The sequence below is a fragment of the Chromatiales bacterium genome, from assembly GCA_014762505.1.
In the GTDB taxonomy this organism is placed as follows: domain Bacteria; phylum Pseudomonadota; class Gammaproteobacteria; order SpSt-1174; family SpSt-1174; genus SpSt-1174.
This window is the reverse complement of the sequence record JABURS010000037.1, coordinates 106208-130700: the sequence shown is the minus strand read 5'-3', so window position 1 is coordinate 130700 and position 24493 is coordinate 106208. Positions and strand designations below refer to the sequence as shown.

The 24493-nt window shown below is 68.4% G+C and carries 28 protein-coding genes; 3 read left to right on the top strand and 25 right to left on the bottom strand.

Features of this window, described 5'->3' with window-relative positions; all coding sequences use genetic code 11:
• On the top strand, nucleotides 1-624 hold a 624-nt coding region (locus HUJ28_08765), incomplete at its 5' end, for a PAS domain-containing sensor histidine kinase (GenBank protein MBD3619553.1).
• Nucleotides 625-650: 26 nt separating this feature from the next.
• Entirely contained in the window at nucleotides 651-2069 is a 1419-nt protein-coding gene (gene ntrC / locus HUJ28_08760; GenBank protein MBD3619552.1) for a nitrogen regulation protein NR(I), read from the top strand.
• Nucleotides 2070-2198: 129 nt separating this feature from the next.
• Here ntrC and HUJ28_08755 read toward each other — a convergent pair whose 3' ends face one another.
• The 19 genes from HUJ28_08755 to HUJ28_08665 form a co-directional block, all read right to left on the bottom strand.
• Entirely contained in the window at nucleotides 2199-2708 is a 510-nt protein-coding gene (locus tag HUJ28_08755; GenBank protein ID MBD3619551.1) for a transposase, read from the bottom strand.
• Nucleotides 2709-2938: 230 nt separating this feature from the next.
• Nucleotides 2939-6010, bottom strand: a complete 3072-nt coding sequence (locus tag HUJ28_08750; GenBank protein ID MBD3619550.1) for a hypothetical protein — start codon at nucleotides 6008-6010, stop codon at nucleotides 2939-2941.
• Nucleotides 6011-6021: 11 nt separating this feature from the next.
• A complete protein-coding gene (locus HUJ28_08745; GenBank protein MBD3619549.1) occupies nucleotides 6022-6426 on the bottom strand; it encodes a hypothetical protein in 405 nt (134 codons plus the stop codon).
• On the bottom strand, nucleotides 6423-7259 hold the full coding sequence (locus HUJ28_08740; GenBank protein MBD3619548.1) for a prepilin-type N-terminal cleavage/methylation domain-containing protein: 837 nt from the start codon (nucleotides 7257-7259) through the stop codon (nucleotides 6423-6425). The genes HUJ28_08745 and HUJ28_08740 overlap by 4 nt, the downstream gene beginning before the upstream one ends.
• An 80-nt stretch (nucleotides 7260-7339) precedes the next feature.
• Nucleotides 7340-7798 (bottom strand): prepilin-type N-terminal cleavage/methylation domain-containing protein, encoded by a 459-nt coding sequence (locus HUJ28_08735; protein MBD3619547.1) that lies wholly within the window; start codon nucleotides 7796-7798, stop codon nucleotides 7340-7342.
• Entirely contained in the window at nucleotides 7788-8225 is a 438-nt protein-coding gene (locus HUJ28_08730; protein MBD3619546.1) for a prepilin-type cleavage/methylation domain-containing protein, read from the bottom strand. Before HUJ28_08730 ends, HUJ28_08735 begins: the two co-directional genes overlap by 11 nt.
• A gap of 143 nt (nucleotides 8226-8368) precedes the next feature.
• On the bottom strand, nucleotides 8369-8809 hold the full coding sequence (locus HUJ28_08725) for a prepilin-type N-terminal cleavage/methylation domain-containing protein (GenBank protein ID MBD3619545.1): 441 nt from the start codon (nucleotides 8807-8809) through the stop codon (nucleotides 8369-8371).
• Nucleotides 8810-9035: 226 nt separating this feature from the next.
• A complete protein-coding gene (locus HUJ28_08720; protein MBD3619544.1) occupies nucleotides 9036-9659 on the bottom strand; it encodes a hypothetical protein in 624 nt (207 codons plus the stop codon).
• A 64-nt stretch (nucleotides 9660-9723) separates the two neighbouring features.
• Nucleotides 9724-10239: a prepilin-type cleavage/methylation domain-containing protein gene (locus tag HUJ28_08715; protein ID MBD3619543.1), complete on the bottom strand. Its 516-nt coding sequence runs from the start codon at nucleotides 10237-10239 to the stop codon at nucleotides 9724-9726.
• Nucleotides 10236-11459 (bottom strand): type II secretion system F family protein, encoded by a 1224-nt coding sequence (locus tag HUJ28_08710; protein MBD3619542.1) that lies wholly within the window; start codon nucleotides 11457-11459, stop codon nucleotides 10236-10238. Before HUJ28_08710 ends, HUJ28_08715 begins: the two co-directional genes overlap by 4 nt.
• A gap of 3 nt (nucleotides 11460-11462) precedes the next feature.
• Nucleotides 11463-13202, bottom strand: a complete 1740-nt coding sequence (gene tadA / locus HUJ28_08705; protein ID MBD3619541.1) for a Flp pilus assembly complex ATPase component TadA — start codon at nucleotides 13200-13202, stop codon at nucleotides 11463-11465.
• Nucleotides 13199-14326, bottom strand: a complete 1128-nt coding sequence (locus tag HUJ28_08700; GenBank protein MBD3619540.1) for a tetratricopeptide repeat protein — start codon at nucleotides 14324-14326, stop codon at nucleotides 13199-13201. The genes tadA and HUJ28_08700 overlap by 4 nt, the downstream gene beginning before the upstream one ends.
• On the bottom strand, nucleotides 14323-15234 hold the full coding sequence (locus HUJ28_08695) for an AAA family ATPase (GenBank protein MBD3619539.1): 912 nt from the start codon (nucleotides 15232-15234) through the stop codon (nucleotides 14323-14325). Before HUJ28_08695 ends, HUJ28_08700 begins: the two co-directional genes overlap by 4 nt.
• Before the next feature lie 18 nt (nucleotides 15235-15252).
• Nucleotides 15253-16971 carry a pilus (MSHA type) biogenesis protein MshL gene (gene mshL / locus HUJ28_08690; protein ID MBD3619538.1) on the bottom strand — a complete coding sequence of 573 codons (1719 nt, stop codon included), beginning with the start codon at nucleotides 16969-16971 and terminating at the stop codon, nucleotides 15253-15255.
• A 3-nt stretch (nucleotides 16972-16974) separates the two neighbouring features.
• Complete coding sequence (locus HUJ28_08685; protein ID MBD3619537.1) at nucleotides 16975-17313, bottom strand: hypothetical protein; 339 nt, start codon at nucleotides 17311-17313, stop codon at nucleotides 16975-16977.
• A complete protein-coding gene (locus HUJ28_08680; GenBank protein MBD3619536.1) occupies nucleotides 17306-17971 on the bottom strand; it encodes a type II secretion system protein M in 666 nt (221 codons plus the stop codon). Before HUJ28_08680 ends, HUJ28_08685 begins: the two co-directional genes overlap by 8 nt.
• Nucleotides 17968-18606, bottom strand: coding sequence for an MSHA biogenesis protein MshI (locus tag HUJ28_08675; GenBank protein MBD3619535.1), 639 nt, complete (start codon nucleotides 18604-18606; stop codon nucleotides 17968-17970). Before HUJ28_08675 ends, HUJ28_08680 begins: the two co-directional genes overlap by 4 nt.
• The gene (gene pilM / locus HUJ28_08670) at nucleotides 18603-19502 is read right to left on the bottom strand and encodes a pilus assembly protein PilM (GenBank protein MBD3619534.1); all 900 of its coding nucleotides are present in this window, start codon (nucleotides 19500-19502) and stop codon (nucleotides 18603-18605) included. The genes HUJ28_08675 and pilM overlap by 4 nt, the downstream gene beginning before the upstream one ends.
• A 244-nt stretch (nucleotides 19503-19746) precedes the next feature.
• A complete protein-coding gene (locus HUJ28_08665) occupies nucleotides 19747-20718 on the bottom strand; it encodes a dihydroorotate dehydrogenase (protein MBD3619533.1) in 972 nt (323 codons plus the stop codon).
• On the opposite strand from HUJ28_08665, the gene HUJ28_08660 reads away from it, so the two are divergent.
• Complete coding sequence (locus tag HUJ28_08660; protein ID MBD3619532.1) at nucleotides 20717-21178, top strand: tRNA (cytidine(34)-2'-O)-methyltransferase; 462 nt, start codon at nucleotides 20717-20719, stop codon at nucleotides 21176-21178. The two genes, HUJ28_08665 and HUJ28_08660, sit on opposite strands and share 2 nt — an antisense overlap.
• A gap of 6 nt (nucleotides 21179-21184) precedes the next feature.
• On the opposite strand, the gene HUJ28_08655 is transcribed toward HUJ28_08660, so the two are convergent.
• From HUJ28_08655 to HUJ28_08630, 6 genes are all read right to left on the bottom strand, one after another.
• Nucleotides 21185-22201: an NAD(P)-dependent glycerol-3-phosphate dehydrogenase gene (locus tag HUJ28_08655; protein ID MBD3619531.1), complete on the bottom strand. Its 1017-nt coding sequence runs from the start codon at nucleotides 22199-22201 to the stop codon at nucleotides 21185-21187.
• A gap of 10 nt (nucleotides 22202-22211) precedes the next feature.
• Complete coding sequence (gene secB, locus HUJ28_08650; protein MBD3619530.1) at nucleotides 22212-22700, bottom strand: protein-export chaperone SecB; 489 nt, start codon at nucleotides 22698-22700, stop codon at nucleotides 22212-22214.
• A gap of 160 nt (nucleotides 22701-22860) precedes the next feature.
• A complete protein-coding gene (gene trxC / locus HUJ28_08645) occupies nucleotides 22861-23295 on the bottom strand; it encodes a thioredoxin TrxC (GenBank protein MBD3619529.1) in 435 nt (144 codons plus the stop codon).
• Nucleotides 23292-23567: a glutaredoxin 3 gene (gene grxC, locus HUJ28_08640; GenBank protein ID MBD3619528.1), complete on the bottom strand. Its 276-nt coding sequence runs from the start codon at nucleotides 23565-23567 to the stop codon at nucleotides 23292-23294. The genes trxC and grxC overlap by 4 nt, the downstream gene beginning before the upstream one ends.
• Nucleotides 23564-23992, bottom strand: coding sequence for a rhodanese-like domain-containing protein (locus HUJ28_08635; protein MBD3619527.1), 429 nt, complete (start codon nucleotides 23990-23992; stop codon nucleotides 23564-23566). The genes grxC and HUJ28_08635 overlap by 4 nt, the downstream gene beginning before the upstream one ends.
• Before the next feature lie 104 nt (nucleotides 23993-24096).
• Nucleotides 24097-24429: a winged helix-turn-helix transcriptional regulator gene (locus tag HUJ28_08630; protein ID MBD3619526.1), complete on the bottom strand. Its 333-nt coding sequence runs from the start codon at nucleotides 24427-24429 to the stop codon at nucleotides 24097-24099.
• Between the last annotated feature and the right edge of the window lie 64 nt (nucleotides 24430-24493).

The following is a 24493-nucleotide window of genomic DNA, read 5'->3' as shown; positions in this document are numbered from 1 at the left end:
CTGCGCGGCGCCGCGCAGCTGCTGGAGAACGAGCTCGACGACGAGGAGCTCAAGGAATACACCCGCATCATCATCGGCGAGGCCGACCGCCTGCAGAACCTGGTCGACCGCATGCTCGGCCCCAACAGCCTGCCGCGCATCCGCGAGATCAACATCCACGAGGTGCTGGAACACGTGCGCAGCCTGGTGGGCGTCGAGGCCCCGCCGGACGTGCATCTGGTCACCGACTACGACCCGAGCATCCCGCCGGTCGCCGGCGACCGCGACCAGCTCATCCAGGTGGTGCTCAACCTGGTGCGCAATGCCGTCCATGCCGTCGGCGATACCGGCACCATCACCCTGCGCACGCGCGTCCAGCGCCAGTACACCATCGGCCAGACCCGTCACAAGCTGGTGGCCAGCATCGACGTCATCGACGACGGCCCCGGCATCCCGGAAGAGATCCGCGAAAAGGTCTTCTTCCCCATGGTCTCGGGCAAGGCCGAGGGCACGGGCCTGGGGCTGTCCATCGCCCAGTCGCTGATCAACCAGCACGGCGGCCTGATCGAATATGAATCGCGCCCCGGGCGCACCCAATTCACCATCCTGCTGCCGGTGGAACCCGTACCGCCGGCCACCACCTGAACCGCGAGAGACCGCGGAGGTAGACCATGAGCACACATGAACGTGTCTGGGTAATCGACGACGACCGATCCATCCGCTGGGTGCTGGAACGCGCCCTGCAGAAGGCCGATATCGAGGTCGTCAGCTACGAGAGTGCGGCCCCCGTGCTGGCGGCGCTGGAACACGACGAGCCGGATGCCATCATGACCGACATCCGCATGCCCGGCATGGACGGTCTCGACCTGCTGGAGCGCATCCACCACGACCACCCGGAGATGCCGGTCATCATCATGACCGCCCACTCCGATCTCGACAGCGCGGTGGCGGCCTACCAGGGCGGGGCCTTCGAGTACCTGCCCAAGCCCTTCGACGTGGAGGAGGCGGTGGAACTGGCCAAGCGCGCCTGCCAGCTGCGCCGCGAGAAGGCCGAGGCGGCCGAGACCACCTCCGGCCCCATGCCCGAGATCATCGGCGAGGCGCCGGCCATGCAGGAGGTGTTCCGCGCCATCGGCCGCCTGAGCCGTTCCAACATCACCGTGCTCATCAACGGCGAGTCCGGTACCGGCAAGGAGCTGGTGGCCCATGCCCTGCACCGCCACAGCCCGCGCGCCGACCAGCCCTTCATCGCGCTCAACACCGCCGCCATCCCCAAGGACCTGCTCGAGTCCGAGCTGTTCGGCCACGAGAAGGGGGCCTTCACCGGCGCCCAGACCCAGCGTCGCGGACGCTTCGAGCAGGCCGACGGCGGCACCCTGTTCCTGGACGAGATCGGTGACATGCCGGCCGAGCTGCAGACCCGCCTGCTGCGCGTACTGGCCGACGGCGAGTTCTACCGCGTCGGCGGCCACACCCCGGTGAAGGTGGACGTGCGCATCATCGCCGCCACCCACCAGAACCTGGAGGAGCGGGTGAAGCAGGGGCTGTTCCGCGAGGACCTGTTCCACCGCCTGAACGTGATCCGCATCCACGTGCCCTCGCTGCGTGAACGCCGCGAGGACATCCCCCTGCTGCTCACCCATTTCCTCAAGCGCGCCGCCATGGAGCTGGGCGTGGAGACCAAGACGCCCTCACCCGAGGTGCTCGACTTCCTCTCCCGCCTGGACTGGCCCGGCAACGTGCGCCAGCTGGAGAACACCTGCCGCTGGCTCACCGTGATGGCCTCCGGCCGCGAGATCCTGCTCGACGACCTGCCCCCGGAACTCAAGCAGGGCGAGGGCGGTGCACCGGCCGGCAACTGGCAGCAGTCGCTGGCCCAGTGGGCCGACCAGCAGCTCGCCCGCGGCGCCGAGGGCCTGCTCGACGTCGCCACCCCGGAATTCGAACGCATCATGATCCTCGCCGCCATGCGCAAGACCGGCGGCCGCCGCCAGGACGCCGCCCGCCTGCTCGGCTGGGGCCGCAACACCCTCACCCGCAAGATCCACGAACTCGACATGGACGACGACCCGGCGGTCGGGCACGGATGAGGAAGCACATCGTGTCGGCGGCCACGGGCCGCCCTATGCACCGATCAACGGGCGCTGCGGCTGTTCCATAGGGCGGGCCGTGCCCGCCATGACAAATGCCATATCTCGCCACCGCGGCCACGGGCCTCCCTATTCGTGGCCTGTGCCGGGCGGAAAACCCGGGGCGGCGCCACCCCAATCATGCGGATAAATACCCGCCTCCACATGGCGGTGGAATGTCGACCACGGCCATTCTTCAACCGCTGTCACCAGGCGGTGTTTCACCGGGTTGAAATGGATGTAATCGAGGTGATGTCGATAATCGCCCGAATCATCGACGCGGTGTGCCCAGAAGCGCATCTGCCAATAGGGCGGGCCGTGCCCGCCGGCATGCCGATACCGCTGGCTGAAGCGCCGCTTGATCACACTCCAGCGGCGCGAATAATCCGTATCCGTCTCCGGCAAGGTCCACACGGCATGGAGATGATCGGGCAACAATACCCAGGCATCGATCTGGAAGGGGAATCGTCCGCGGCACTCGCCAACGGCCGTCCGCAGACAGACGCGAGCAACCGGATCCAGGAACAACGGGTAGCGCCGGTGGGTGACCACCGTGAAGAACCAAACGGTACCCGCATAGCTGCGACGATAATTGGGCATCCTTGCCTCCTTGAACGGCGGCCATGGGCCGCCCTATGCACCGATCAGCCGGGCGCTGCGACTGCGCCATAGGGCGGGCACGGCCCGCCATGATGCGGACGCTAAAGCTCGTGTCGGCGGCCACGGGCCGCCCTATGGTTGCCACAACGGACAACGGACGGCATCCCCCCACCCCGTGACGCGACGCACCACCGCTGCAATGCCCCGCACCGGATGCTCCGCTGTGCCCCTCAATACTCCTCCCGCAGATAGATCTGGCCCTCGTTGCCGGGATAGACGCCGAAGGTGGCGCGGGCGCGGGGGCCTTCGTCGGGGGTGAGGGGGTTGTTGTCCCAGTCGTAGGCGAGCCAGGGGGCATCGGCGCCGGTGGCCGTCGAGAGGTCGATGAAGACATCCACGTAACCGGTATTGCCGGGGCCCGGCGCGGTGAATGCCGCATCGAGTACGCCGGCCACGGCCGTGGGGTTCACGAGGCTGACGCTGGTGCTGCCGCCGCCGATGGCGATGGTCCCGCTGCGCACATCGCTGGCCGCCGCATTGGATAGCACGAGGTCGCTGACCGCCAGCGTGGTGCAGGCATCCTGGGTGCTGGTGACGAAGGCGCCGTTGAGGAAATAGCGGCTGCGCACCGGCATGGTGAGTGTTGCCGCCTCGCTGCCCGCCACGTTCGCGGCCTCTAGCCGGCCATAGCGCAGCGCGGTGGTGTCGATGGCGCGGGCATCGCAGCTGCCATCCAGCGTGCAGTCGCCGGTGGTAACGGGATTCATGTCGGGCGCGGCGACAACCACCCCGTCGGGATCGGCCACGCGCAGGCCGATGACGAGATCCTCGAAAGGACCGTCCGGATCGGCGAGCCGGGCAAAACGGGCCGCCGGGTCGGAGACGTCGAGGATGCCGGCCGCCCAGGTCGCGCCGGGTGCCGCGAACAGGCGCGGGGCGCGGTCGATGCCGTCGTCGTCGTTCTCCGCGGCGAAGGCCACCGTGCCCACGTTGTAGGGCCGCCCCGCATCGGCCGGATCGCCGGCATAGTTCACAGTCACCTGGCCCGCGCGGTTGCGTGCCGCCAGGGTGTAGGCGATGCCCAGCGCCGGCTGGTCCATGTAGGTGTAGGCCCCGGCACAACCCGGTGTGAGGCTGCCGCCCTGCAGTTCGAAATCGGCGGGATACACGCGGCCGATCACCGGGCTGCGCCCCGTCACCGCGACCCCGCTGCCCAGGTAACCGTTGGCCAGGGCATCGATGCGCAGGCTGCCGACCTCGCTGTAACGCACGCTGGCATCGATCGCCCCGCCGGCAAAGCCTGTCGCCGCCACCGTCACGTCGCCGCCCAGCACCCCGGCCGTCCCCGAGGCCGGGGTGTCGAGCAGCGCCGTCTGCTGCACGTCCCAGGCGAAGGCCGGCGTGATCCCGTTGTCGGTCACGTCCACACCGGTATCGGGCAGACCGTTGTTGTCGGCATCGTCACCGGCCTGCCAGCGATAGGCCCCCAGCGTCAGCTCGAAGGCATCGCCCGCGGCGACGAAGCCGGCGCCGGTCGTGGCCGTTCCACCGGGATTGGGTAGCGCGCCCGCGGCGATGGCGGGATAGCCGAGCGCGAACGGGCGCACGGTCAGGGTCGGCGAGCCGCCCTCGATGGGACGCGGATTGCCGTTCTCGTCCACGGCAAACCCGCTGGCATCGTCCAGCAGGGCGAGGTCGTAGCGGCCCACGTCCGTGGTGTCGAGCACGAAGCTGCCGAGACCGTTGGTGAAGTTCACCGTGACGTTGGTTGCTGCCGGCGTCGCGGTCGGCAGCACGGCACCGCCCACCGTGGGCGCCGCGCCACCCGGGTCCTGGGCATCGAGGTTACGCCACAGCTTCAGGGCCTGGTTGCCGGCATAGCCGGTGGCGATGGCGCAGTCGCCACTGGTGGCATCGCGCCGCCACACCGCCGCCTCGAAGGCATGCGGCCGGCCGGCCACCACCTCGGCGCTGCCCGCCGGCACCGCGCAGCTCGCGCCCGTGCAGGTCTGCGGCGTGATGACGAAGGCGTTGTCGCGAAACGCCACCACGGCCGAGGTGCTGGACACCGCCGCCCCCGCATCCGTAACGGTCACGGCCAGGTTGTCTGCATGGCTGTTCGAAAGAAGCAGCGTGATGGAACCATCGTCGTTCGCATCGAAGGTATAACTGGCCACGCCGTCGTCCCCGGCGCCGTTGTCCAGCACACCCAGCGCCGGATCGCTGCCGCCCGGCAGCCAGTCCCCGTGGCCGCTGGAAGTGGCCAGCGTGACCGTGCCCGTGTAGTCGGTGACCACGTTGCCCAGGGCATCGCGGGCCGAGATGGCGATCTCGCGCGGGAAACAGGTACTGGCGTTCCCGGCCCCCACGTCGATCTCGAAGTACGACAGCTCGACCGTATCGACGCTGATGATGATGTCGTCCCAGGACACGTCATCGTAATCGCCCGTGCCGGCCAGGGTGCTCTCGACCGTCAGCACATGAGCGCCTGCCGATAAAACCCGGTTTGTCGGCAACACCACCGTGCCATCCGCATTGATCGAACCGATGGATGCCCCATCGATCAGTACATTCAAGGACGCATCCACTTCACGTACTTCATAGAAGGTGACCACCGAGGCCACACCGCCGACGTTTACCGTGAACGGGATATCGATCGAGTTGCCTTCGGTGGCATCCGGATAATAATTGGGCTGTTCACCTGCAGTACGGTCATAGAAATCCGGCGTACAGCCGACACCGAAGACCTGGCAGAAGAACCCGCCGGTACCGGGATCCGCGTTATCGCCCACATGACGACGCCGGTTGAGATTGATGGAGGTAGAGGTCTCGGCGCTGATCAGCCTGATGCCAGTAAACGAAATGTCGTTTTCGCTTCGTGCCGAACCGGCACTACAGTCCACGGACTGGCCACCGTTGTTCAGGCAACCGGCATCGACCGAGAGGCTGTGCACACCAGCCGGCAGCGTCAACGCGGCATCCAGTACCACGTTGTTCGCACCCTGCCCCCCGGTCCCCTGCAAGGCGCCGTTTATGCGCACCTGCAGAGTGGCACGGCTCTGCTGCTCCCACACCAGCCCCTGCAGCTCGACGGCCGTAATGGTGGTGGTGGTGGTCAGTTCGAAACGCGAGGGATAGGCGATATGGCGATCCCGGTAGACCGGGTCGGCGGGCTGGAAGGTGCCGGCCAGGTCATCGTCGTCACCGATGTGCTGGCTGCCCTGCAGCAGGACATCCGCCGATACGCTGCCAGCCAGCAGCAGGAGCAGCGCGATGGCGATCTGGAACAGGCGTCTGTACATGGTCGAATCCCTCACGGCTGCCCGCTCACGGTGGCGCGCAGGTTGCGCGAGGCGAAGGTGCCGTCGTTCAGGTTGCCGGTGCTGGCCTGGGCGCTGAGCTGGTAGACGGCGATGCTCTCCGTTCCCTGGCTGATGGTCGCCTCGCTGCAGCCCAGGGTGACGCTGATACCCTCCACCGTCACCGAGCCACCCACGTTGCCGCAACCCTGACCGGCGGGCAGGACCTGTGCGGTCGCGTAGTCCAGCCCGCTCTTTGCCGCATAGTACACGCGCGCGGCGAGCAGGCCCTGCGCGGTGCTGATGCTGCGCGAGGTCAGCGTGGAGGCGGAGATCACCGCAATCACCAGGATCGACGTGATCAGGAAGATCGCGACGAAGAGGCTGAATCCGCGTTGTCTGCCGGGTCCGTTCATCATGGGATGTTCAGCACATGGGCCTGTTGCAGCAGCGAGACCCGTTCGCCGTCCTCGGTGATCGTGAGCCGGAAGGTCACCAGGCCGTTGCGGCTGCCACCGCCGTCGTTGTAGGTGAAGGCCGTACCGCAGTTGCTCACGTTGTCCGCGAGCAGGGCACCGGCGCCACCGAGGGCGGCATCGCTCACCGGCTGTGTGGCCTGAATGGGATAACCGGCATAGCGGCGCAGGGTGCCGCTGTCGGCATCGCAGACGAAGCTCACCGGCCCCGTCACCACGTAGAAGCGCGCCTGCGGCGAGTCGGCGGGAAAGGCGGGCGCGGACCCCTTGGCGAAGCTCAGGCTGGCCGCGCCGACGCCCGTGATAGGGGCGCTGTTGTCGCCCTTGTAGGCATCGAGTCCCAGATCGCCCGTGTTGTAGATCACCAGTTGCGAGCCGACCGCCACCGCCCCCTGCAGACCGCCGAGCACGTCGAAGCTGTCGGCGGCCAGCGTGCGGTCCAGCGGGTCGCCGGCGCCGGTGTCGTCCACCTGCTGGCGATAACGCCCGCCCGTGGCGGTGGCCAGGAATTCCAGCGCGTGTCGCGGGTCGCTACTGCTACTGGTGATGCGCACGCTGTTGGGCAGGGCCATGCGCGTCTCGCGGGTCATGCGCATCATCGCCGTCTCGGCCACGTCCACCAGCCGCGCGCGGCGGGCGACGTCCTCGTAGGCCTCAAACGGCTGGACGATGAACACCCCGCCCAGGGCCAGCAGCGCACCCAGCATGGTGATGACGATGACCATCTCGATGAGCGTGAAGCCGCGCTGGCTCGACCCCTCGTAGGAGCGCCGCAAGGCGCGATAATGCCTTTGATGCGCACGCAGGATCGCGCCTTGCGGCGCTCCTACGAACGTTGTGTAGCTGCCTTTGCGCATCAGTAGCTTGCCCGGTGTCCGGCCAGGCGGATGTCGATGCCCTGGCTGTCGTGGGTGACGCGCACCTCCACGCGCCGGGTCGCCACGCCGCCCAGGCTGGCATCCGTCACGCTCATGCTGACGTTGTAGTCCGCCAGTCCGGGCAGCTGGTTGCCGTACTGGTCGCGCGGTCCGTTCGGGTTGTTCACGCAGCCGTAGTCGGCCACGTCGTCGAACTGGTCGCGTGCGCCGTCCGGGTCGCTGCAGGTCGCCGGCCCCGGTGCGTAGGGCCGCAGCAGGGCCTCGTCCAGGTAGCCCTGGGCGAGGATGATGGCCTGCGTCTGGATCATGGGGTCGACGCTGCGCGCCACGGTATTGGCCACCGTCACCATGATGCCGCCGACGGCGGCCGCGATGATCACGATGGAGATCACCAGCTCGATGAAGGTGAAGCCGGACTGACGCGGACTATGGGGCATACACGTACCCCGTCTCGCTCTCGACCACGATGCTGCGGCCGTTGAAGGTCATGCTGCCGCCGGCGGGCTGCGGCCGGCCGAGGCCATCGAAGGTGAAGGCCAGCCCGCTGCTGATGGTCACGCCATCCGGGGCGCTGCCCGCGTACACCCCGCCCGCGGGATCGGGCAGGGGATTGCTGCCAAAGCCCGCGCTGCCGCAGCTGTTCGCCGTGGCGTCGTCGCGCAGGTAGACACCGTAGTCGTTGGAGGCCGCGCGCACCTCGACTCGGATCGCGCAGCCGGAATTCATCGCCTGCTTGTGGGCATAACGCAGGGCATTGAGGAGTTGTTGCTCGAAGGCGGCCTCTTCGATTTCGACGGAGGCCAGACGAGGATAGACGAGTACCGCCAAGGCACTCATCAGGAGGAGTACCGTCACCAGCTCAATAAAGCTGAAGCCGCGTGCGCACCTTGGCGAAGCCGCCTTGCTGGGAGACCACACAATCTCACGCATCACTGAAAAGTGGCAGGGCCGGCGCCACTGCTGGCAGCCGACCCCGCTCCTATTCCCAAATCAATCGGGAGTCAGGATCAGCAGCTGCTCTTGTCCACTGTGACAGTGGCGGTTGCGCCAGCACTGGCTGCCTCGGTATAGGTCACCAGGCAGTTAGCAGCCAGGGTATAGGTACGCGCGGTACCTGAAGTCGCTGCCGTAAAATTACCCAGCGTGACATCTGCAGCGGTGTCGATGGAGGCTGCGGTCGGCCAGCCATAAGCAACGGCGATGGATTGCCCACCCACGCTGGCGCTGGAAGTCGCGGCCGACTGGTCACAAGCAGCATCAAGCAGACAAGCCGCGTAGGTGATCGAGCCAGCCGACTTCAGACCACCGGCCAGGCCATCTACTGCTGCGGCCCGTGCGTCCGACTGCAGATCCAGGAAACGCGGCGCAGCCGTGGCCGCCAGCACACCCAGGATCACGATCACCATGATCAGCTCGATCAGGGTAAAACCCGATTGCATCTTTTTCATCTCTATCACCTCGTTTGCATTGCTTCGGTATCGGGCCGCAGCCCGGCTGATTTGGCCGGTGCCGTGGTGACCGCCGCGGCGGTCCGGCTGGCCGGCCTTCGCCCCGCAGGGCGAATCGCTTGGTACTCAATGCGTTAGCCTGTCGATGCTAACCCATTGCAGATGTCGCTGTCTTCAGTCTGCGACCCCTGTGACATTCTTTATACAGCCCGCGTCATCCGCCCCCTCAGCGAAACTCGACGCGGATGGCGAGCAGGCCCACCAGGGCCGCCAGGCTGATCACCGTGACCACTGCGCCCACCAGGCGCGGATGGGACTCGAAGAAGCGGTCCGCCGCCCCGGATTCGATGGCCAGGCCGCGGGTGGCCTGGCGGGTGGAGATCCACTCGTTGGCGCGGGCCTCGATGTGCTTCAGGGCGCTGGGACGGAAGAAGACGAACAGCCCCACCAGCAGGCTGAAACTCGCGCCGATCCACATGAGCAGCTGGAAGGTCTCGACCAGGATCTCGGCCAGGATGCGCTCTTCGCCCTGTGCCAGCACCCGCAGCATGACCCCGGCATCGAAGCGCAGGCCGAGGTAGAGCAGGATGAGGACGGCGGCCACTACGATCATGGCCCCGAAGGGGCGGTGGTGGTGATAAAAGGCGCGCTCGGTGTAGATGGGTCTTTCCAGCGGCCGCGCCGACTGGCGCAGCGAGTGCCGGCGCCCCAGCACTTGGGCCAGGCCCACGGCACGGGCCGGCGAGAACAGGGCCAGCAGGCCGAATACCAGGGCAATCGCCAGGCCGATGATGAGCACCAGCAGGGCGGCCTCGACCAGCAGGCTCTCGGTGGGGGTCAGTCCGTTCATCGTCCTTCCTCGCAGATTGTGCCGTTCTTCTTCATTGCGTCATCGTCCATTGCGTATGGCCGGTTCAGTCCCGCCGCCAGGCATAGGGCTCCAGCGCCTCGATCACCACGCCCTCGATGCGGGCGCGGCCATTGCGCTGCCCTTCCACCAGGCGCACCTGGAAGCGGGCTCGCTTGGGGTCGGTGATGCTCGTGACGAACTGCTCGGCGTTGCGCACCACATACACTAGGCTGCGGCTGCGCGTATCGAAGTACCATTCCCCGCCCCGCAGGCCGTGCGGGACGGCCTCGTCGAACTCCCCGGCATAGCTCGCCGGCGGCCGGGCGAGCACTGCCACGGGATTGCTCGCCGCCAGCGAGCGTGCGGCCTCGGGGCCCTGGTGCACCACCCGGTCGGCGAACTCGATCAGCAGGGCGCTCTGGATCACGCCGATCTCCCGCTCCAGATAGACCCGTTCGGCCTGCACGTCCAGGCGCAGCATCCGTTCCATGGCGATGACCATGAGGATGCCGACGAGGATCACCACCAGCGTGACCTCGAAGATCGTCAGCCCCTGCTGTCGCCGCCATGCCGCGATCATCGCCCGGCGATCTGCGTGAGGTCCCACATGGGCAGGAACACGCCCAGGGCGAGGATGAAGACGATGATGCCCACGGCCACCGTCAGCACCGGCTGGATGAGCTCGGCCAGGCGGCCGACATCGTAGTCCACCTCGCTCTCGTAGAAGGCCGCGACCTCCTCCAGCATGTCGTCCACCTGGCCGGTCTCCTCGCCCACGGCCAGCATCTGCATCACCAGCGGCGTGAACACGCCCATGTTGGCGGCGGTGCGGGTGATGCTCTCGCCACGCTCGATGCCCTCGCGCATGCCGACGATCTTCTTGCCCAGGTACTCGTTGCCGATGGCGCGCGAGACCACGCTCAGGGCCTGGATCAACGGCACCCCGGAACGCGTGGCCATGGCAAAGGCGCGGGAGAAGCGCGCCAGCGTGGCGCGCAGCACGATGCTGCCGAAGACGGGAAAGCGCAGGCGCTGCTCGTCCCACCACAGCCGCCCGGCATCGGTGTTGATGTACCGGCGAAAGGCATAGATGCCGCCACCGATGGCACCGAGCACCGCCCACCAGTAGGCGGCGGTGAACTCCGACAGCGCGATGATGGCGCGCGTGGGCAGCGGCAGTTCCAGGCGAAAGCGCTCGAAGACCTTGGCGAACTCGGGGATGACGAAGGCCATGAGGATGAAGATGGCGATGCCCACGGCCAGGATCACAAAGGCCGGGTAACGCATCGCCGCCTTGATCTGGTTGCCGGTCTTCTTCTCGCGCTCGAGGTATTCCCAGAGCCGCAGAAACGCCTCGTCCAGGCGCCCGGACTCCTCGCCCACACGCACCAGGTTGATGTACAGCGGCATGAAGATGTCGGTATGCCGGGCCATGGCACCGGCCAGGTCGCGGCCGGATTCCAGGTCCTCCACCATGGCCTCGATGGCCTCGCGCAGCATGGTGTTGCGGGTGGAACTGGCCAGCTGGTTCATGCCGCGGATGATGGGCACGCCGGCCTTGGACAGCGCATAGAGCTGACGGGTGAAGAGCCCGAGTTCGCTCAGGCTGGGCCGGCCCAGGCCGAGCCGGCGCTTGAGCTGCTCGCCCAGGTCCTCGCGCTGGCGCGCCTCGCGGATCTCGACCGGCGTGTAGCCGTTGCCGAGCAGCTGTTCGGCGGCGGCGTCGGTACTCGGGGCGTCGATCTGCCCCTTGAGCGGCCGGCCGTCGCTGCTGCGCGCCTTGTACTCGAAGGTGGCCATGGGCTAGTGGTCCACCGCCGGCGGGGTTTCGTGCTCGGTCTCTTCCAGCTCGCCGGCGATGCGCAGCACCTCCTCCAGCGTGGTGGCGCCGCTGCACATGTAGTCCAGCGCGCTGCGCACCAGTGGCCGGTAGTGGCGGCTCTGGCGGGCGGCCACGACGAAGGCCTCCGGATCGTCCTTGCGCAGGGCCGTGAGCATGGCCCGGTCGGGCTCGATGTACTCGTACACGCCCACGCGTCCGCGATAGCCGGTGTTGTTGCACTGCGCACAGCCGCGCCCGTGCTTCAGCGCGTAACCATTGCCGTTGCCGAGCATGGACTGCAGCCAGGCGTGCTCCTGCTCGTCCGGTTCAAAGGGCTCGGCGCAGTTTTCGCAGATGCGGCGCACCAGGCGCTGGGCGATGATGGCGCGCAGCGAGGCGGCCAGCAGATAGCCCTGCGCTCCCATGTCGAGCAGGCGGTCGGCCGTGCTGATGGCGTCGTTGGTGTGAAGGGTGGAGAGCACGAGGTGACCGGTCATGGCGGCACGCAGGCCGATCTCGGCCGTCTCCTGATCGCGCATCTCGCCCACCAGGATGATGTCCGGGTCCTGGCGCAGGGCGGTACGCAGCACGGTGGAAAACTCCAGCCCGATACGCGAGTTGACCTGCACCTGGTTGATGCGCGGCAGCCGGTATTCCACCGGGTCTTCGACGGTGATGATCTTCTTGCCCGGCACGTTGAGCTCGCGCAGCGCGGCATACAGCGTGGTGCTCTTGCCCGAGCCGGTGGGGCCGGTGACCAGCACCATGCCGCTGGGGTAATGCAGCACCTTGCGGAAACGCTTCACCATGTCCTCGGGCATGCCCAGGTGCTCGAGCCGGAGCATGGCGCCGGACTGGTCGAGCAGACGCATCACCACCGACTCCCCCCACTGGATGGGCATGGTGGACAGGCGCACGTCGATGTTGCGGCCCTTGACCTTGATATTGAAACGCCCGTCCTGCGGCAGGCGCTTCTCCGAGATGTTGAGCCCGGCCATGAGCTTCAGGCGCAGCACCACCGCCGGGGCGATGCGCTTCTCGTTCATCACCTGCTCGTGCAGCACGCCGTCCACGCGCTGGCGGATGCGCAGCACGTCCTCGTCGGGCTCGATGTGGATGTCCGAGGCGCCCACGCCCACCGCGTCCTCGAACAGCGACTGCAGCAGCTTGACCACCGGGGCATCCACCACCTCGTCGCCGACCATGAGCTGGGCGACGTCGAAGTCGCCCTCCGACAGCTCCTGCCCCAGCTCCTCGGCCAGGCTGCTGATCTGGTCGGTGCGGCGGTAGACCTGGTCGAAGGTGCGCAGCAGTTCCGTCTCGCTGACCACCGCCTGTTCGATGTCGCGGCCCAGCAGGCGCGCGATCTCGTCGAAGGCGAAGATATCGGTGGGGTCGGCCATGCCCACGAGATAGCCCCTGGGCGTCTCGCTGAGCACCATGGCGCGGAAGCGGCGCGCGCTGGTCTCGGGCAGACGGCGCACCAGGTCCGGCTTGAAGTCGTAATGGCGCAGATCGACCATCGGGATGCTGAGCTGCCGGGAGAGGAAGTTCAGCATCTCCGGCTCGGTGATGAAGCCGAGCTCGATCAGCGTGCGGCCGAGCTTGGTGCCCATCTTCTTCTGCTCGGAGAGGGCCTGCTCCAGCTGCTTTTGCGAGATGACGTCGTTCTCGACCAGCAGGTCGCCCAGACGGATCTTCTTGCGGACTACGGTATTCATCGGTTTCCTTCCAGGCCGGACGCCGCAAGGCGCCCGCGGATGTACTGTTCCAGCCCTGCCGACAGCCCGGGCAGGCGCAGGGCCCGGCGATAGGCCTCGGCCGCCTCGCCACCGCGGCCCTCGGCCTCCAGCGAGATGCCCAGCCCGGCCCACCAGGCCGGCATGGCCGGGTTGGCAGCCAGGGCCTGGCGGTACTCGCCGATGGCGGCCGTGTGGCGCGAGACGCGTTGATAGAGCGCGCCGAGGAAGGCGCGGTAATCCGGCGTGGCCGCCGTGCCGGCCTCAAGCACGCCGATCGCGGTCTCCACCTCGCCGCGGGCCACCTGGCTGCGGGCCAGCAGCATGCGCAGCTCGGCATTGTCCGGCTGTCGCGACAGCCCATCGGCCAGCAGGGCCTCGCCCTCGGGTGCCCGGCCGGTGCCGATGAGCAGGCTCGCCAGGGTCTGGCGGGCATCGCGATGTGTCGCATCCTCGGCCAGGGCATTGCGCAGGCTTGCCTCTGCCCCGCGCGCATCCCCGGCGTTCAGCCGGCCCAGGGCCTCGCGGTAGTGCGCGGCCGCCTGCTCGGCCGGGCTCAGCTGCGGGGCGCTGCGGCTCAGGCGCACCGGCCCGGACGCTTCGGCCGACGCCTCGGCCTCGGGCGGCGCCGGTTGCGCCGGTGCCGGCCCGGGCTTCTCTACCGTTGCGGGTGCCGGCTCCGGTCTGGCCGCCACCTCTGGCTCGGCGCTGGCCGCAGACGTACTTGCCGCCACTGCCGGTACCGGCTCGACGGCCCCGGCCTGTTGTCCTTCCTCTTGCCCATGCTCTGGGCCTTCCGGCGCGGCCGCTGCCGCCCCGTCCGGCGGCAGGGCCGCGTCCGTCACCTGCGTCGGTGCCTCGGCCAGCACGGGGGCGGTATCCACCCGCGGGGCGCTGACCATCGACAGCGTGCCCAGGTAATGGCGCAGTCCCAGCCCCAGGACGAGCAGCACCAGCAGCCCCAGGCCCACGCCCGCGGCCAGCCGCCAGCCACGACCGTTGCGGCGGACGGGTGGGGCCAGCCCGGCGGGCAGTGGCTCGGCGGCGGCCGCCCCGCGATTCTCGCGCGACTCGAGGTCGCGCAGCATCTGGTTGATGAGGCTCATGCACGCACCCCGGCCAGCACGCCCCAGAGTCCCACGGCCAGCACCAGGGTCGCGGCCAGGGCGTAGCCCCAGCGGCGCAGCGGGAAGCCGGGGGCCCGTGCGGCACCCTCCGTGTCCTCGGCGGCCAGGCGCACGTGCTCCGGGCCGACCTGGCGCGCCCCCTGGCCGAAGGCGGCCATCAGGGCCTTGTGGCTCAGTACGTTGACCAGTCGCGGGATGCCGTGGCTGGCCGCGTAGAGCGCGCCCAGGGCGCGGGTCTGGAACAGCCCGCCGCCCTGGTGGCCGGCCACCAGCAGGCGATGGCGCACGTACTCGCCCACGCCCTCGCGGTCCAGCGGGGTGAGGCGGTAGGCGAAGGTGATGCGTTGGCGCAGCTGGCGGAAGCGCGGCTGGGCCAGGCGCTCGTCGAGTTCGGGCTGGCCGAACAGCACCACCTGCAGCAGCTTGGTCTTTTCGGTCTCGAGGTTGGTGAACAGCCGCACGGCCTCCAGGCTCTCGTCCGGCAGGGCCTGGGCCTCGTCCAGGCAGAGCACCACCTGGCGGTTATCACGGGCGAACTCGATCAGGCGCTGGTAGATGCGGTTGTTGAGGTCGTGGGCGTCCTCGCCCACCGCCACGTCCAGCCCCAGCTCGGTGGCCAGGGCCTTGCGCAGGGCATCGGGGTCCAGCCAGGGATTGGGGATGTAGGCGGTGACGAAGCGCGCGTCCAGGGTGTTGAGCAGCTTGCGGCAGAGCAGTGTCTTGCCGGTGCCGACCTCGCCGGTGACCTTGATGAAGCCCTCGCGGGACTTCAGCGCCACCAGCAGGACGTTGAGTGCCTCCTGGTGCGCCCGGTAGTTGTAGAAGAACTCCGTGTCGGGCGTCAGCGAGAAGGGCGCCTCCCTCAGGCCGTAGAACTGCTCGTACATCGGCCGCCCGCCGCGCCCCTAGCGCGGCGCCCCCCGCTGCAGCTGTTCCATGCGCTGCGAGGTGCCCCGCAGCTGATCCTGCCAGACGCGGTCGCCGTCCACCACCACGGGCCGCAGCAGGATGACGAGCTCGGTCTTGCGCCGCACCTGCTGGGTGTGGCGGAACAGGTTGCCCAGCAGCGGCACGTCGCCGAGCAGCGGCGTCTTGGCGGTGCGGTCCTCCACCGTGTCCTGCATGAGGCCGCCGATCACCACGATCTGGCCGCTCTTGGCGCGGATGATGCTGTCGGACTCGCGCACCTTGCTGAAGGCCAGCGGCAGGCTGAGGTCCTGCGCGCCGATCACGATGTCCTTGCGCTGGTCCTGCACCTCGCTCACCGTGGGGTGGATGTGCAGGGTGACCTGGCCGTCGCCGCCGATCTGCGGGGTCACGTCCAGCGCGATGCCGGAGAAGAAGGGCGTGAGCGTGACGCTCGGCGAGGTGGTGGTGGCCGTGCCGGTCGTGGTGGTGGTCTCGATATCGGTGACGAAGTACTCGTCGGTGCCGACCTTGATCACCGCCTTCTGGTTGTTCACGGTGGAAACACGCGGGCTGGACAGCACCTGCACGTCGCCCTGGGATTCCAGCAGCTCGATGAAGGCCGTGAAGTCGCCGGCCTGCAGGGCCATGGTGAACACGCCGCCAAAGGCCGAGGTCAGGGCGCTGCTCACCATGTCCAGGTTGTTCGGATCGAGGTTGCCGCCCTGGCCGGCGATCTCGGACACCCCGCCGTTATCGCCGCTGAAGACGGTCCCGCCGCCGGTCTGGCCGAGCAGGATGGAATCACCGCTGCTGTTGTCGCCCAGCCCCGCCCAGTTGATGCCGGCCTGGAAGCCCTCGCTCAGGGTCACCTCGAGGATCTTGGCCTCCAGGATCACCTGGCGCTGCAGCGTGCCCTGGGCGCCGGCGAGGAATTCCTCCACCTCGCGCAGCTCGCCCGGCATGGCGCGCACCACCACCATGTTGGCCTGGGGGCTGACGATCACGCTGCGGCCCTCGGCCTCGCCGATGAGGGTGCGGATGGTCTCGGCCAGCTCGGCCCAGACGTCCGAGGCGGAGCTGGTCTTCACGCGGCTGCCGAAGGATTCCACCACCTGTTCGTCGCCGCCGCGCACCACGGCATCGCCGGCTTCGCGGCTGTTGCCGCCCTCGGTGAGCTGGCCGCTGCTGATGCGGGTGTTGGACTCGCCCAGGCGCTTGAGGTGCAGGTAGTCCACGTAGAAGATGCGCGACTGCAGGCGCACGGGCAGGACGATGTAGCCGTTCCCGCTGCGCTCGTATTCGTAGCCGTAGACGCGGCGCACCAGCTCCATCACCTCGGGCACGGTGACGTTGCTGAGCGTGAGGCTGATCTGCCCCTCCACATCCGGGTGCACCACCATGTTGTAGGGGGTGCCCTTCACCAGGCTCATGAAGAAGGCGCGGGCCGGGGCGCGATTCACGTCGAAGTCGAAGCGCGGCTCGACGGGCCGGGCCACCGGCGCGACCATCGGCGGCAGCAGCTCGTCGGCCACCGCCGGCGGCGGGGTGGCGGGTGCCGCGGGCCGCGCCTCGGCCGCGCGGGCCAGTTCCTCGGCCAGCTGGGCGCGTGGCGTGTCGGCGCCTTCTTCGCCGGGCCGCACCGGGGTCTGTTCACAGCCGGCGAGCAGCAACGCGAGCACCAGCAGCAGGAAGATTGCATGTCGTGTCGGGGTCATCGCCTAACGCGCACCTTTCTTGATCTCGTAAACCGGAAGCCGGAGGGTGATCTCGCCCTCGGCCGTGGCCAGCCGGACACTGCCCGGCTGGATGGCCAGCACGCGGGCGCCGTGCACACGGCCCCCCACGCTCACTACCTGGCCGTTGATGATGGCGGAACGCTGGCCGCCGGCCACCGCGGTGGAGTGCAGCGTCCACTGCGTGGCCGCCTGCGGCGCGGCGGCCACGCCGGCCGGCGGCCGCATCGGGTCGCGGATCGCGTCCGCCGCCAGCGTCGCCGCCGGGATGGAAATCAGCGGCAGGCCCAGCAGGCACAGGCTGTAGAGGATCCGCCTAAACACCGATCCAGGCCTCGTTCAGACTGAGCGTGTACACGCGCAGGCGCACCCGCGCCGTCGGATAGGTGTCGGTGACCAGCTCCAGTTCGTCCCAGAAGAGCTTCCAGGGCAGGGCCTCCAGGGCCTGGGTATAGGCCAGCACGGCGTGGTAGCTGCCGCTGAGCTCGACGCTCAGGCCATGGCGGTAGATACGCGGGGCATCGGTCGCATCGCCCTCGGCTGGCTCGACCAGGCCCTCGGCCAGCACCGGCAGCTCGCTCTGCAGGGCGAGCAGGGTCAGCCCCTCGGTGCGCGTCACCAGGTCCTCGACCACCCGCGTCATCTGCGCCGGCGAGATGAATTCCAGGGTGCGCTCCCGCAGCTCGGCATCCACCGCCGCCGTCTCCTCGCGCAGGCGGGCCAGGGCGCGGCGCTTGTCCTCGTCGGGATCGGCCTCGGCGCGACGCGCCAGGGCGTCGAGCTGGATCTGCAGTTCGCGAACCTGCGCGGCGGTGCTCTCCGTCTCCCGGCCGAGTTGCACCACCCGCTGCTGCGCGGGGGCCACCAGGAGGGTGTAGAGCAGGCCGGCGAGGATGGCGGCGGCGGCGGCGAAGACCAGCACGCGTTCGCGCACGGCCATGGCGTCGATGCGGGCCATGAGTTCGAGCAGACGCGCCTTCATTGCATGGCCTCCTCGACACAGCCACCCTCGGCATCCACCTGGCAGTGGGTGCTGATGACGAAGTCCAGGCGGCGGCCGGCGGACGGTTCGGGGCGACGCAGCCAGAAGGTGCCGAACTCGCGCCCGGCATAGGCCGGCTCCACGGCCAGGGCCTGCAGGTAGGCCGGGAGTTCGCGGGCATCCAGGGTGCTGCCGCTGAGCGTCAGCCCGGCGCCGCCGCGGCTGAAGTGGATCTGCCGGAACCAGAGCCCGTCGCGCTGATGCCGGCCGAGACCGGCCAGGGCGGCGGAAAAGCCGTCGGTGTTGCCATGGGCGCCATCGGCCACGGCGCCCAGCAGCTGGCGCTTGATCCGCAGGTCGCGCTCGAGCTGCTGCACCTGCTGTTCCAGCACCGGGCTCTTCAGCCGCTGGGCGAGCTGCTCGGTGACACGGGCGATCTGCCCCTGCTGCGCGACCTGTTCGGCACGCAGGTCGGCGAGTTCACCTTCGACCACGAGGCCGCGCACCGCGAACCCGACCCAGAGGAGCACGAGCAGACCGGCCAGCAGCCCCAGCAGGAGGAGCATCTGCCGCGCCGGCAGGGGGATTTGCAGCGGGCGCAGGGCGTCGCGGTAGAGGTTGATCTCCTGCCTCATGCCGCCGCCTCCCGCTGCGGGAGCCGCAGCACGCCGCCCAGCGCCAGCACGCCCTCGGCAAGCGCCTCGCCCGGCGCATCGACGGCCAGCACCTCCCCCAGATCGAGGCGCTGCGCGCGCAGGCCGAGCGTGGCGCCGGCGCGTTCGGCCAGGCCGTCGAGCGCCGCCAGGCCGGGGGCGACCAGCAGGCGCTGCACCGACCCCAGGCCGAAGTAGCTGTCGTAGTAATCCATGGTGCGCTGCACCTCCAGCGCCACCCGGTCGTAAAAGCCCTCCACATCGCCGTCCAGCGACAGCTCGCCGCCGCCCGGGTTGAGCTCGCGGCGCAGGTCTTCCAGGCCATGGTCCATGCCGCGGGCGACGTAGAGCTGCTCGCCGCGGGTGATGACGATGAGACCGCGGTCGCGGCCCAGGAACAGGGTGGCGAGGGTCTCGCTGGGCTCACCCAGGCGGCAGACTAGGTTGCGCAGGGCCAGCTCGGCGATGTCGATGCGCTCGGGGACGAGGCCGGCGGCCTCGACCAGGTCCAGCCGCTCGCGCAGGCGCGACTGGCGCGCGGCCACCACCATCACCGACGGCGGGCGGCCGCGCTGGGCCTGGCCCGGCACCTCGAAGACGTCGATGATGGCCTCGTCCAGCGGGTAGTCGAGCAGGTCGCGCACGCGCCAGCGCGCCGCGGCCACGAGCTCCTCGGCCTCGACCGGCGGCTTGTCGATCTGGAAGGTCTGGTAGTCCCCGGGAGAGAGGGTGAGGGTGCAGGGGCAGTCCGTCAGGCGCAGCTCGCCGACGGCCCGGCGCAGGGCCTCGGCCGTGTCGGTGTCGGCAGACGTCTCCAGGGTGCGCAGTGCCGCGCGTGGCGCCTCAGCACCCGGCGGCGGCAGGTGGACGAGCGTCATTCCCCGCCCGTCCATCCACAGGCCCGCCCTCCCGGCGGCCTGCGACCCTCCCCGGAGGCGCGCAAATAGCGAACGCCCCTTCATGTCTTGTCGGACTCACCTGCGTACTGTGAAATACTTCACAGAATTATCGTTTTAGTCGTGCAGGCACATTATCGAACTCGCTTGAGATTATCAAGCCAAGTACCTGTCGATAATGTAAATTTTAGTCCACAATCCCGGCCGGTGCAGATACCCTGCCGATTTATCCACAGGCCCGCGTGTTGTCGTTGAGGCGCAGGGTGCCGGTGAGCTGGGCGACACTGGTCAGCTCGTGGCGCGCCAGGTAGCTCCGGATGCCGGCATTGATCTTCTTGCACACCAGCGGATCGTAGAAGAGCGCGGTGCCCACGCCCACGGTCGTGGCCCCGGCGATCAGGAACTCGATGGCATCCTCGGCGGTGAGTACGCCGCCCTGGCCGATGATGGGTATGCCGTGCTGGCGCGCCACCTGGTGGACCTGGTGCACCTTGAGCAGGGCAATGGGCTTGATGGCGGGGCCCGAGAGGCCGCCCTGGTTGTTGCCGATGATCGGCGCACGCGACTCGATGTCGATGGACATGCCCATCAGGGTGTTGATCACGGCGAAGCCGTCTGTACCGGCCTCGATACAGCGCCGCGCGTTCTCGGCGATGTCGGTCTGGTTGGGCGAGAGCTTGGTGATGAGCGGCTTCTTCGTGGCCTTGCGGCAGGCCTCGACCACGCGCGCCGACATGTCCGGGTTGTTGCCGAAGGCCACCCCGCCTTCCTTCACGTTGGGGCAGGAGATGTTGATCTCGATGGCGTCGATGGGCGAGTCGTCGAACAGCCGCGTGACCTCGTAGTACTCCTCCACCGTGGAGCCAGAGACGTTGGCGATGAAGCGGGTCTCGTTGAAGTCCAGGGTGGGCAGGATCTCCTTGACGACATGATGCGTGCCCGGGTTCTGCAGGCCGATGGCGTTGAGCATGCCCTCCGGCGTCTCGTAGACGCGGTGCGGGCGGTTGCCCAGGCGCGGTTCCAGCGTGGTGCCCTTGAGACACACGGCGCCGACGTCGCGATTGGAAAAGCCCTCCACGCGCGTATATTCTTCGCCGAACCCCACGCAGCCCGACAGCAGCACCAGCGGGCTATTCAGTTGCAGACCGCAGAACTCGACCGCCAGCGGGTTGTTGCTACGGGACAGGTCATCCGCCATGTTTCACGTCATCCTCTATCAACCGGAGATTCCCCCGAACACGGGGAACATTATGCGCCTTTGCGCGAATACGGGCAGCCAGCTGCACCTGGTGCGGCCACTGGGATTCGATCTCGACGACAGCAAGCTGCGCCGTGCCGGGCTCGACTACCGCGAATGGGCGAGCGTGGCCGTGCACGATGACCTGGCCGCCTGCCTGGCCGCCATTGGCCCCACCCGCGTGTTCGCCTGCTCGACCCGCGGCACGGCGGTCTACACGCAACCTGCCTACCGCCCGGGCGATGCCTTCCTCTTCGGCCCCGAGACCCGCGGCCTGCCGGACGAACTCCTGGACCACGGACCGGAGGCGCCGGCCATCCGCATCCCCATGGTGCCGGGCAATCGCAGTCTCAACCTCTCCAATGCCGCCGCGGTCATCGTCTTCGAGGCCTGGCGCCAGCAGGGCTTCGCCGGGGCCTAGGCCGGTCTACACCGTTTCGGGCTTGAGGTCGCGGCCCAGCAGCTCGGCCACGGCGCGGCCCGGGGCGTGCCCCTCATACAGGATGCGGTGCACCTGGTGGCAGATGGGCATCTCCACGTCGAGCTCGGCGGCCTTGCGCATCACCACCTTCGCGCTCTTCGCGCCCTCCACCACCTGGCCGATCTCGGCCACGGCGGCCGCGAAGTCCTTGCCGGCGCCCAGCGCCAGGCCCAGGCGGCGGTTGCGTGACTGATCGTCGGTGCAGGTCAGCACCAGGTCGCCGAGCCCGGACAGCCCCATCAGGGTCTCGCGCTGGGCGCCGGCCCGGTCGCCCAGGCGCATCAGCTCGGCCAGGCCGCGGGTGATGATGGCGGCGCGTGCGTTGGCGCCGAAACCCAGGCCGTCGGAGATGCCGGCCGCCACGGCCAGCACGTTCTTCAGGGCCCCGCCGAGCTCCACCCCGGCGATGTCCTCGCTGGTGTAGACGCGGAAGGTGTCGCTGTGGAACCAGGTGACCACCTCGTCGACGAAGCCCGCGTGGCGCGATGCGACGGTCACCGCGGTGGGCAGACCCTGCGCCACCTCCTTGGCGAAGGACGGACCGGAGATCACGCCGCAGGGGACCTCGGGACCGATCTCCTCGGCCACGATCTCGTGCAGGAACTTGCCGGTCTCGGTCTCCAGCCCCTTGGTCGCCCATACCAGGCGGATGCCCCGGTGCAGGTAGGGCACGAGGTCGCGCATGAAGCGCCGGAAGGCCTCGCTGGGCACCACCACCAGCAGGCGGTCGGCCTGGTCCAGGACGGCGGCCAGGTCGCTGCTGGGTTCGAGCGTCTCGGGGAAGGGCGCATCCGGCAGGTAGTAGGGGTTGCAGCGCTCGGCGCGCATGCGCGCCATCTTTTCCGCGTTACGCCCCCACAGCAGCGTGCGATAGCCGTTGCGCGCGAGCTGGATGGCCAGTGCCGTACCCCAGGAGCCGGCGCCGAAGACGGCGATGGTCCGTTCGCGATCCGCGCCGTTCACGCCCCGGTCCTCAGTGCGACGCGCCGGCAGCGGCCTGCGCCTGCAGCCGCTTCATGTGCTGGGCAAACAGGGCGTCGAAGTTGATCGGCTGCAGCAGCAGCTCGGGGAAGCCGCCCTTCTGCACCAGGCCGGCGATGGCCTCGCGGGCGAAGGGGAAGAGGGTGGCGGGTGCCAGGCTGCCGAGCAGCGGCCCCTTCTGTTCCTCGGCGTAATTGCGCACCAGGAAGATGCCGGCCTGCTTGATCTCCACCAGGTAGGCGGTGTTCTCGCCGTTGGTCACGGTGACGGTGACGTTCAGCACCACCTCGTGGTGGTCGTTCTCCAGGGGATGCACCTCGGTGGTGAGCTGCACCTCGTGCTTGGGCTGCCACTCGCCGACGAAGGCGGCAGGGGCATTGGGCGACTCGAAGGAGACGTCCTTGAGATAGATCTTCTGCAGGCCGAAGGCGGGGGCCTGTTCGTTCCCGGTGGCGTCGGGGGTCTGGTCCTGATCGGTCATGATGGGTCTCTGTCGGTACGTGACGGGATGGCCGGCGCGCGGCGGGCCGGCGAATGGCGAGAATGATAGGGACTGGCCCGGCGGGGATCAAATGCACGGCGAGGCAACGACCGTGCCTGCCTGGCGGACAGGGCGCCCCACATCCGCCAGGGTCTGTCCATCAGAGCTGCTGGCGCACCCAGTCGGCCAGGCGCCCCGCATCCAGGGCGCCCGAGATGCGCGCGGCCTCGCGTCCGCCGCGGAACAGGATCAGCGTGGGGATGCCGCGAATGCCGAAGGGCGCGGCGGCCTCCGGGTGGTCCTCGGTATTGAGCTTGAGGCAGCGCAGTTGCGGCTCGAACCGGGCGGCCACCTGCGCGAAGGCCGGGGCCATCATGCGGCAGGGGGCGCACCAGGGTGCCCAGAAGTCCACCAGCACGGGCAGGTCGCTGCGGCCGACCTGGGCCTTCAGCCCGGCACCGTCGACCTCGGCGGGATGACCGGTGAACAGGGGCTTCTTGCAGGCACCGCAGACGGGGGCGGCCGTGAGACGGTCGGCCGGCACGCGATTGGTCCGGCCGCAGTGCGGGCAGACGACGTGCACGGCGGCGTTCATCCCGTGACGTTGCGCCCCAGCAGCACGTCGAGCTCGCCGGCGCGGTCCAGCGCCGCCATGTCGTCGTAGCCGCCGACGTGAAAGTCGCCGATGAAGATCTGCGGCACACTGCTGCGCCCGCTGCGCGACTCCATCTCGTCGCGACGCCCGGGCTCCTTGTCCACGCGGACCTCCTCGTAGGCCACGTCCTTCTTCTCGAACAGCTGCCGCGCCCACATGCAGTAGGGGCAGTAGGCAGTGGCGTACATCAGGACCTTGGGCTGGGCACTCATTTCTTTTTCTTCAGCGGCAGGTTCGCCTGGCTCCAGGCCATCACGCCGCCCTTGAGGTTGTTGACGTTCTGGAAGCCGGCCTTGGTGAGCATGGCGCAGGCCGCCGCCGAGCGGTTGCCGCTGCGGCAGTATGCGATGACGGGCTTGTCCTTGCTGCCGGCGATCTCGTCCATGCGCTTGGTGAGCACCCCCAGGGGGATGTGCTTGGCACCTTCGATGAAGCCCTGGCGCACCTCCTTGTCCTCGCGCACGTCCAGCACCAGGGTCTCGCCCTGATTCATGAGACGCACCGCATCGTTTGCCGTGATGGTCTGGTAACGTGCCGTGAAGCGACGCAGCTCGGTCCACACCAGCATGGCGATGACCGCGGCCAGTGCCGCGAAGAGCAGGGGATGATTACCGACGAATTCGAGATACTGGTCCATGTGCGATACCGCGTTTGGGCCTGGCTGTTTGCGTTGTCGTCCGCCACGACGAGCGTGCCGGACGGGGGATCATACCGCGTCTGGCGCGATTACGGGAGGGCGGCTCAGGCCTGGGTGCAGAAGACTTCCTGCATCATGCCGATCAGGCGCAGGGTGCGCGCATCACCGACACGATAGTAGACGCGGTTGGCATCCTTGCGCGAGGCCAGGATGCCCTTGTCGCGCAGAATGGCCAGATGCTGGGAGATGTTGCTCTGCGAGGTCCCGACGTTCTCCACGATCTCCTGTACACTGACCTCGCGATCACCGAGCGTACAGAGGATCTTCAGGCGCAGGGGATGGGACATGGCCTTCAGCGAACGGGAGGCCCGCTCGATGTCCTCTTCGCGGGTCATGAGTTGGGGCGTTAGGGTGGTCAAGATCGCGGCCTCGGTCATGAATGCGGTCACAGGTAAATTAGCAATGCATTATACAATAATACGTTGGCCGGTCATAAGGGAA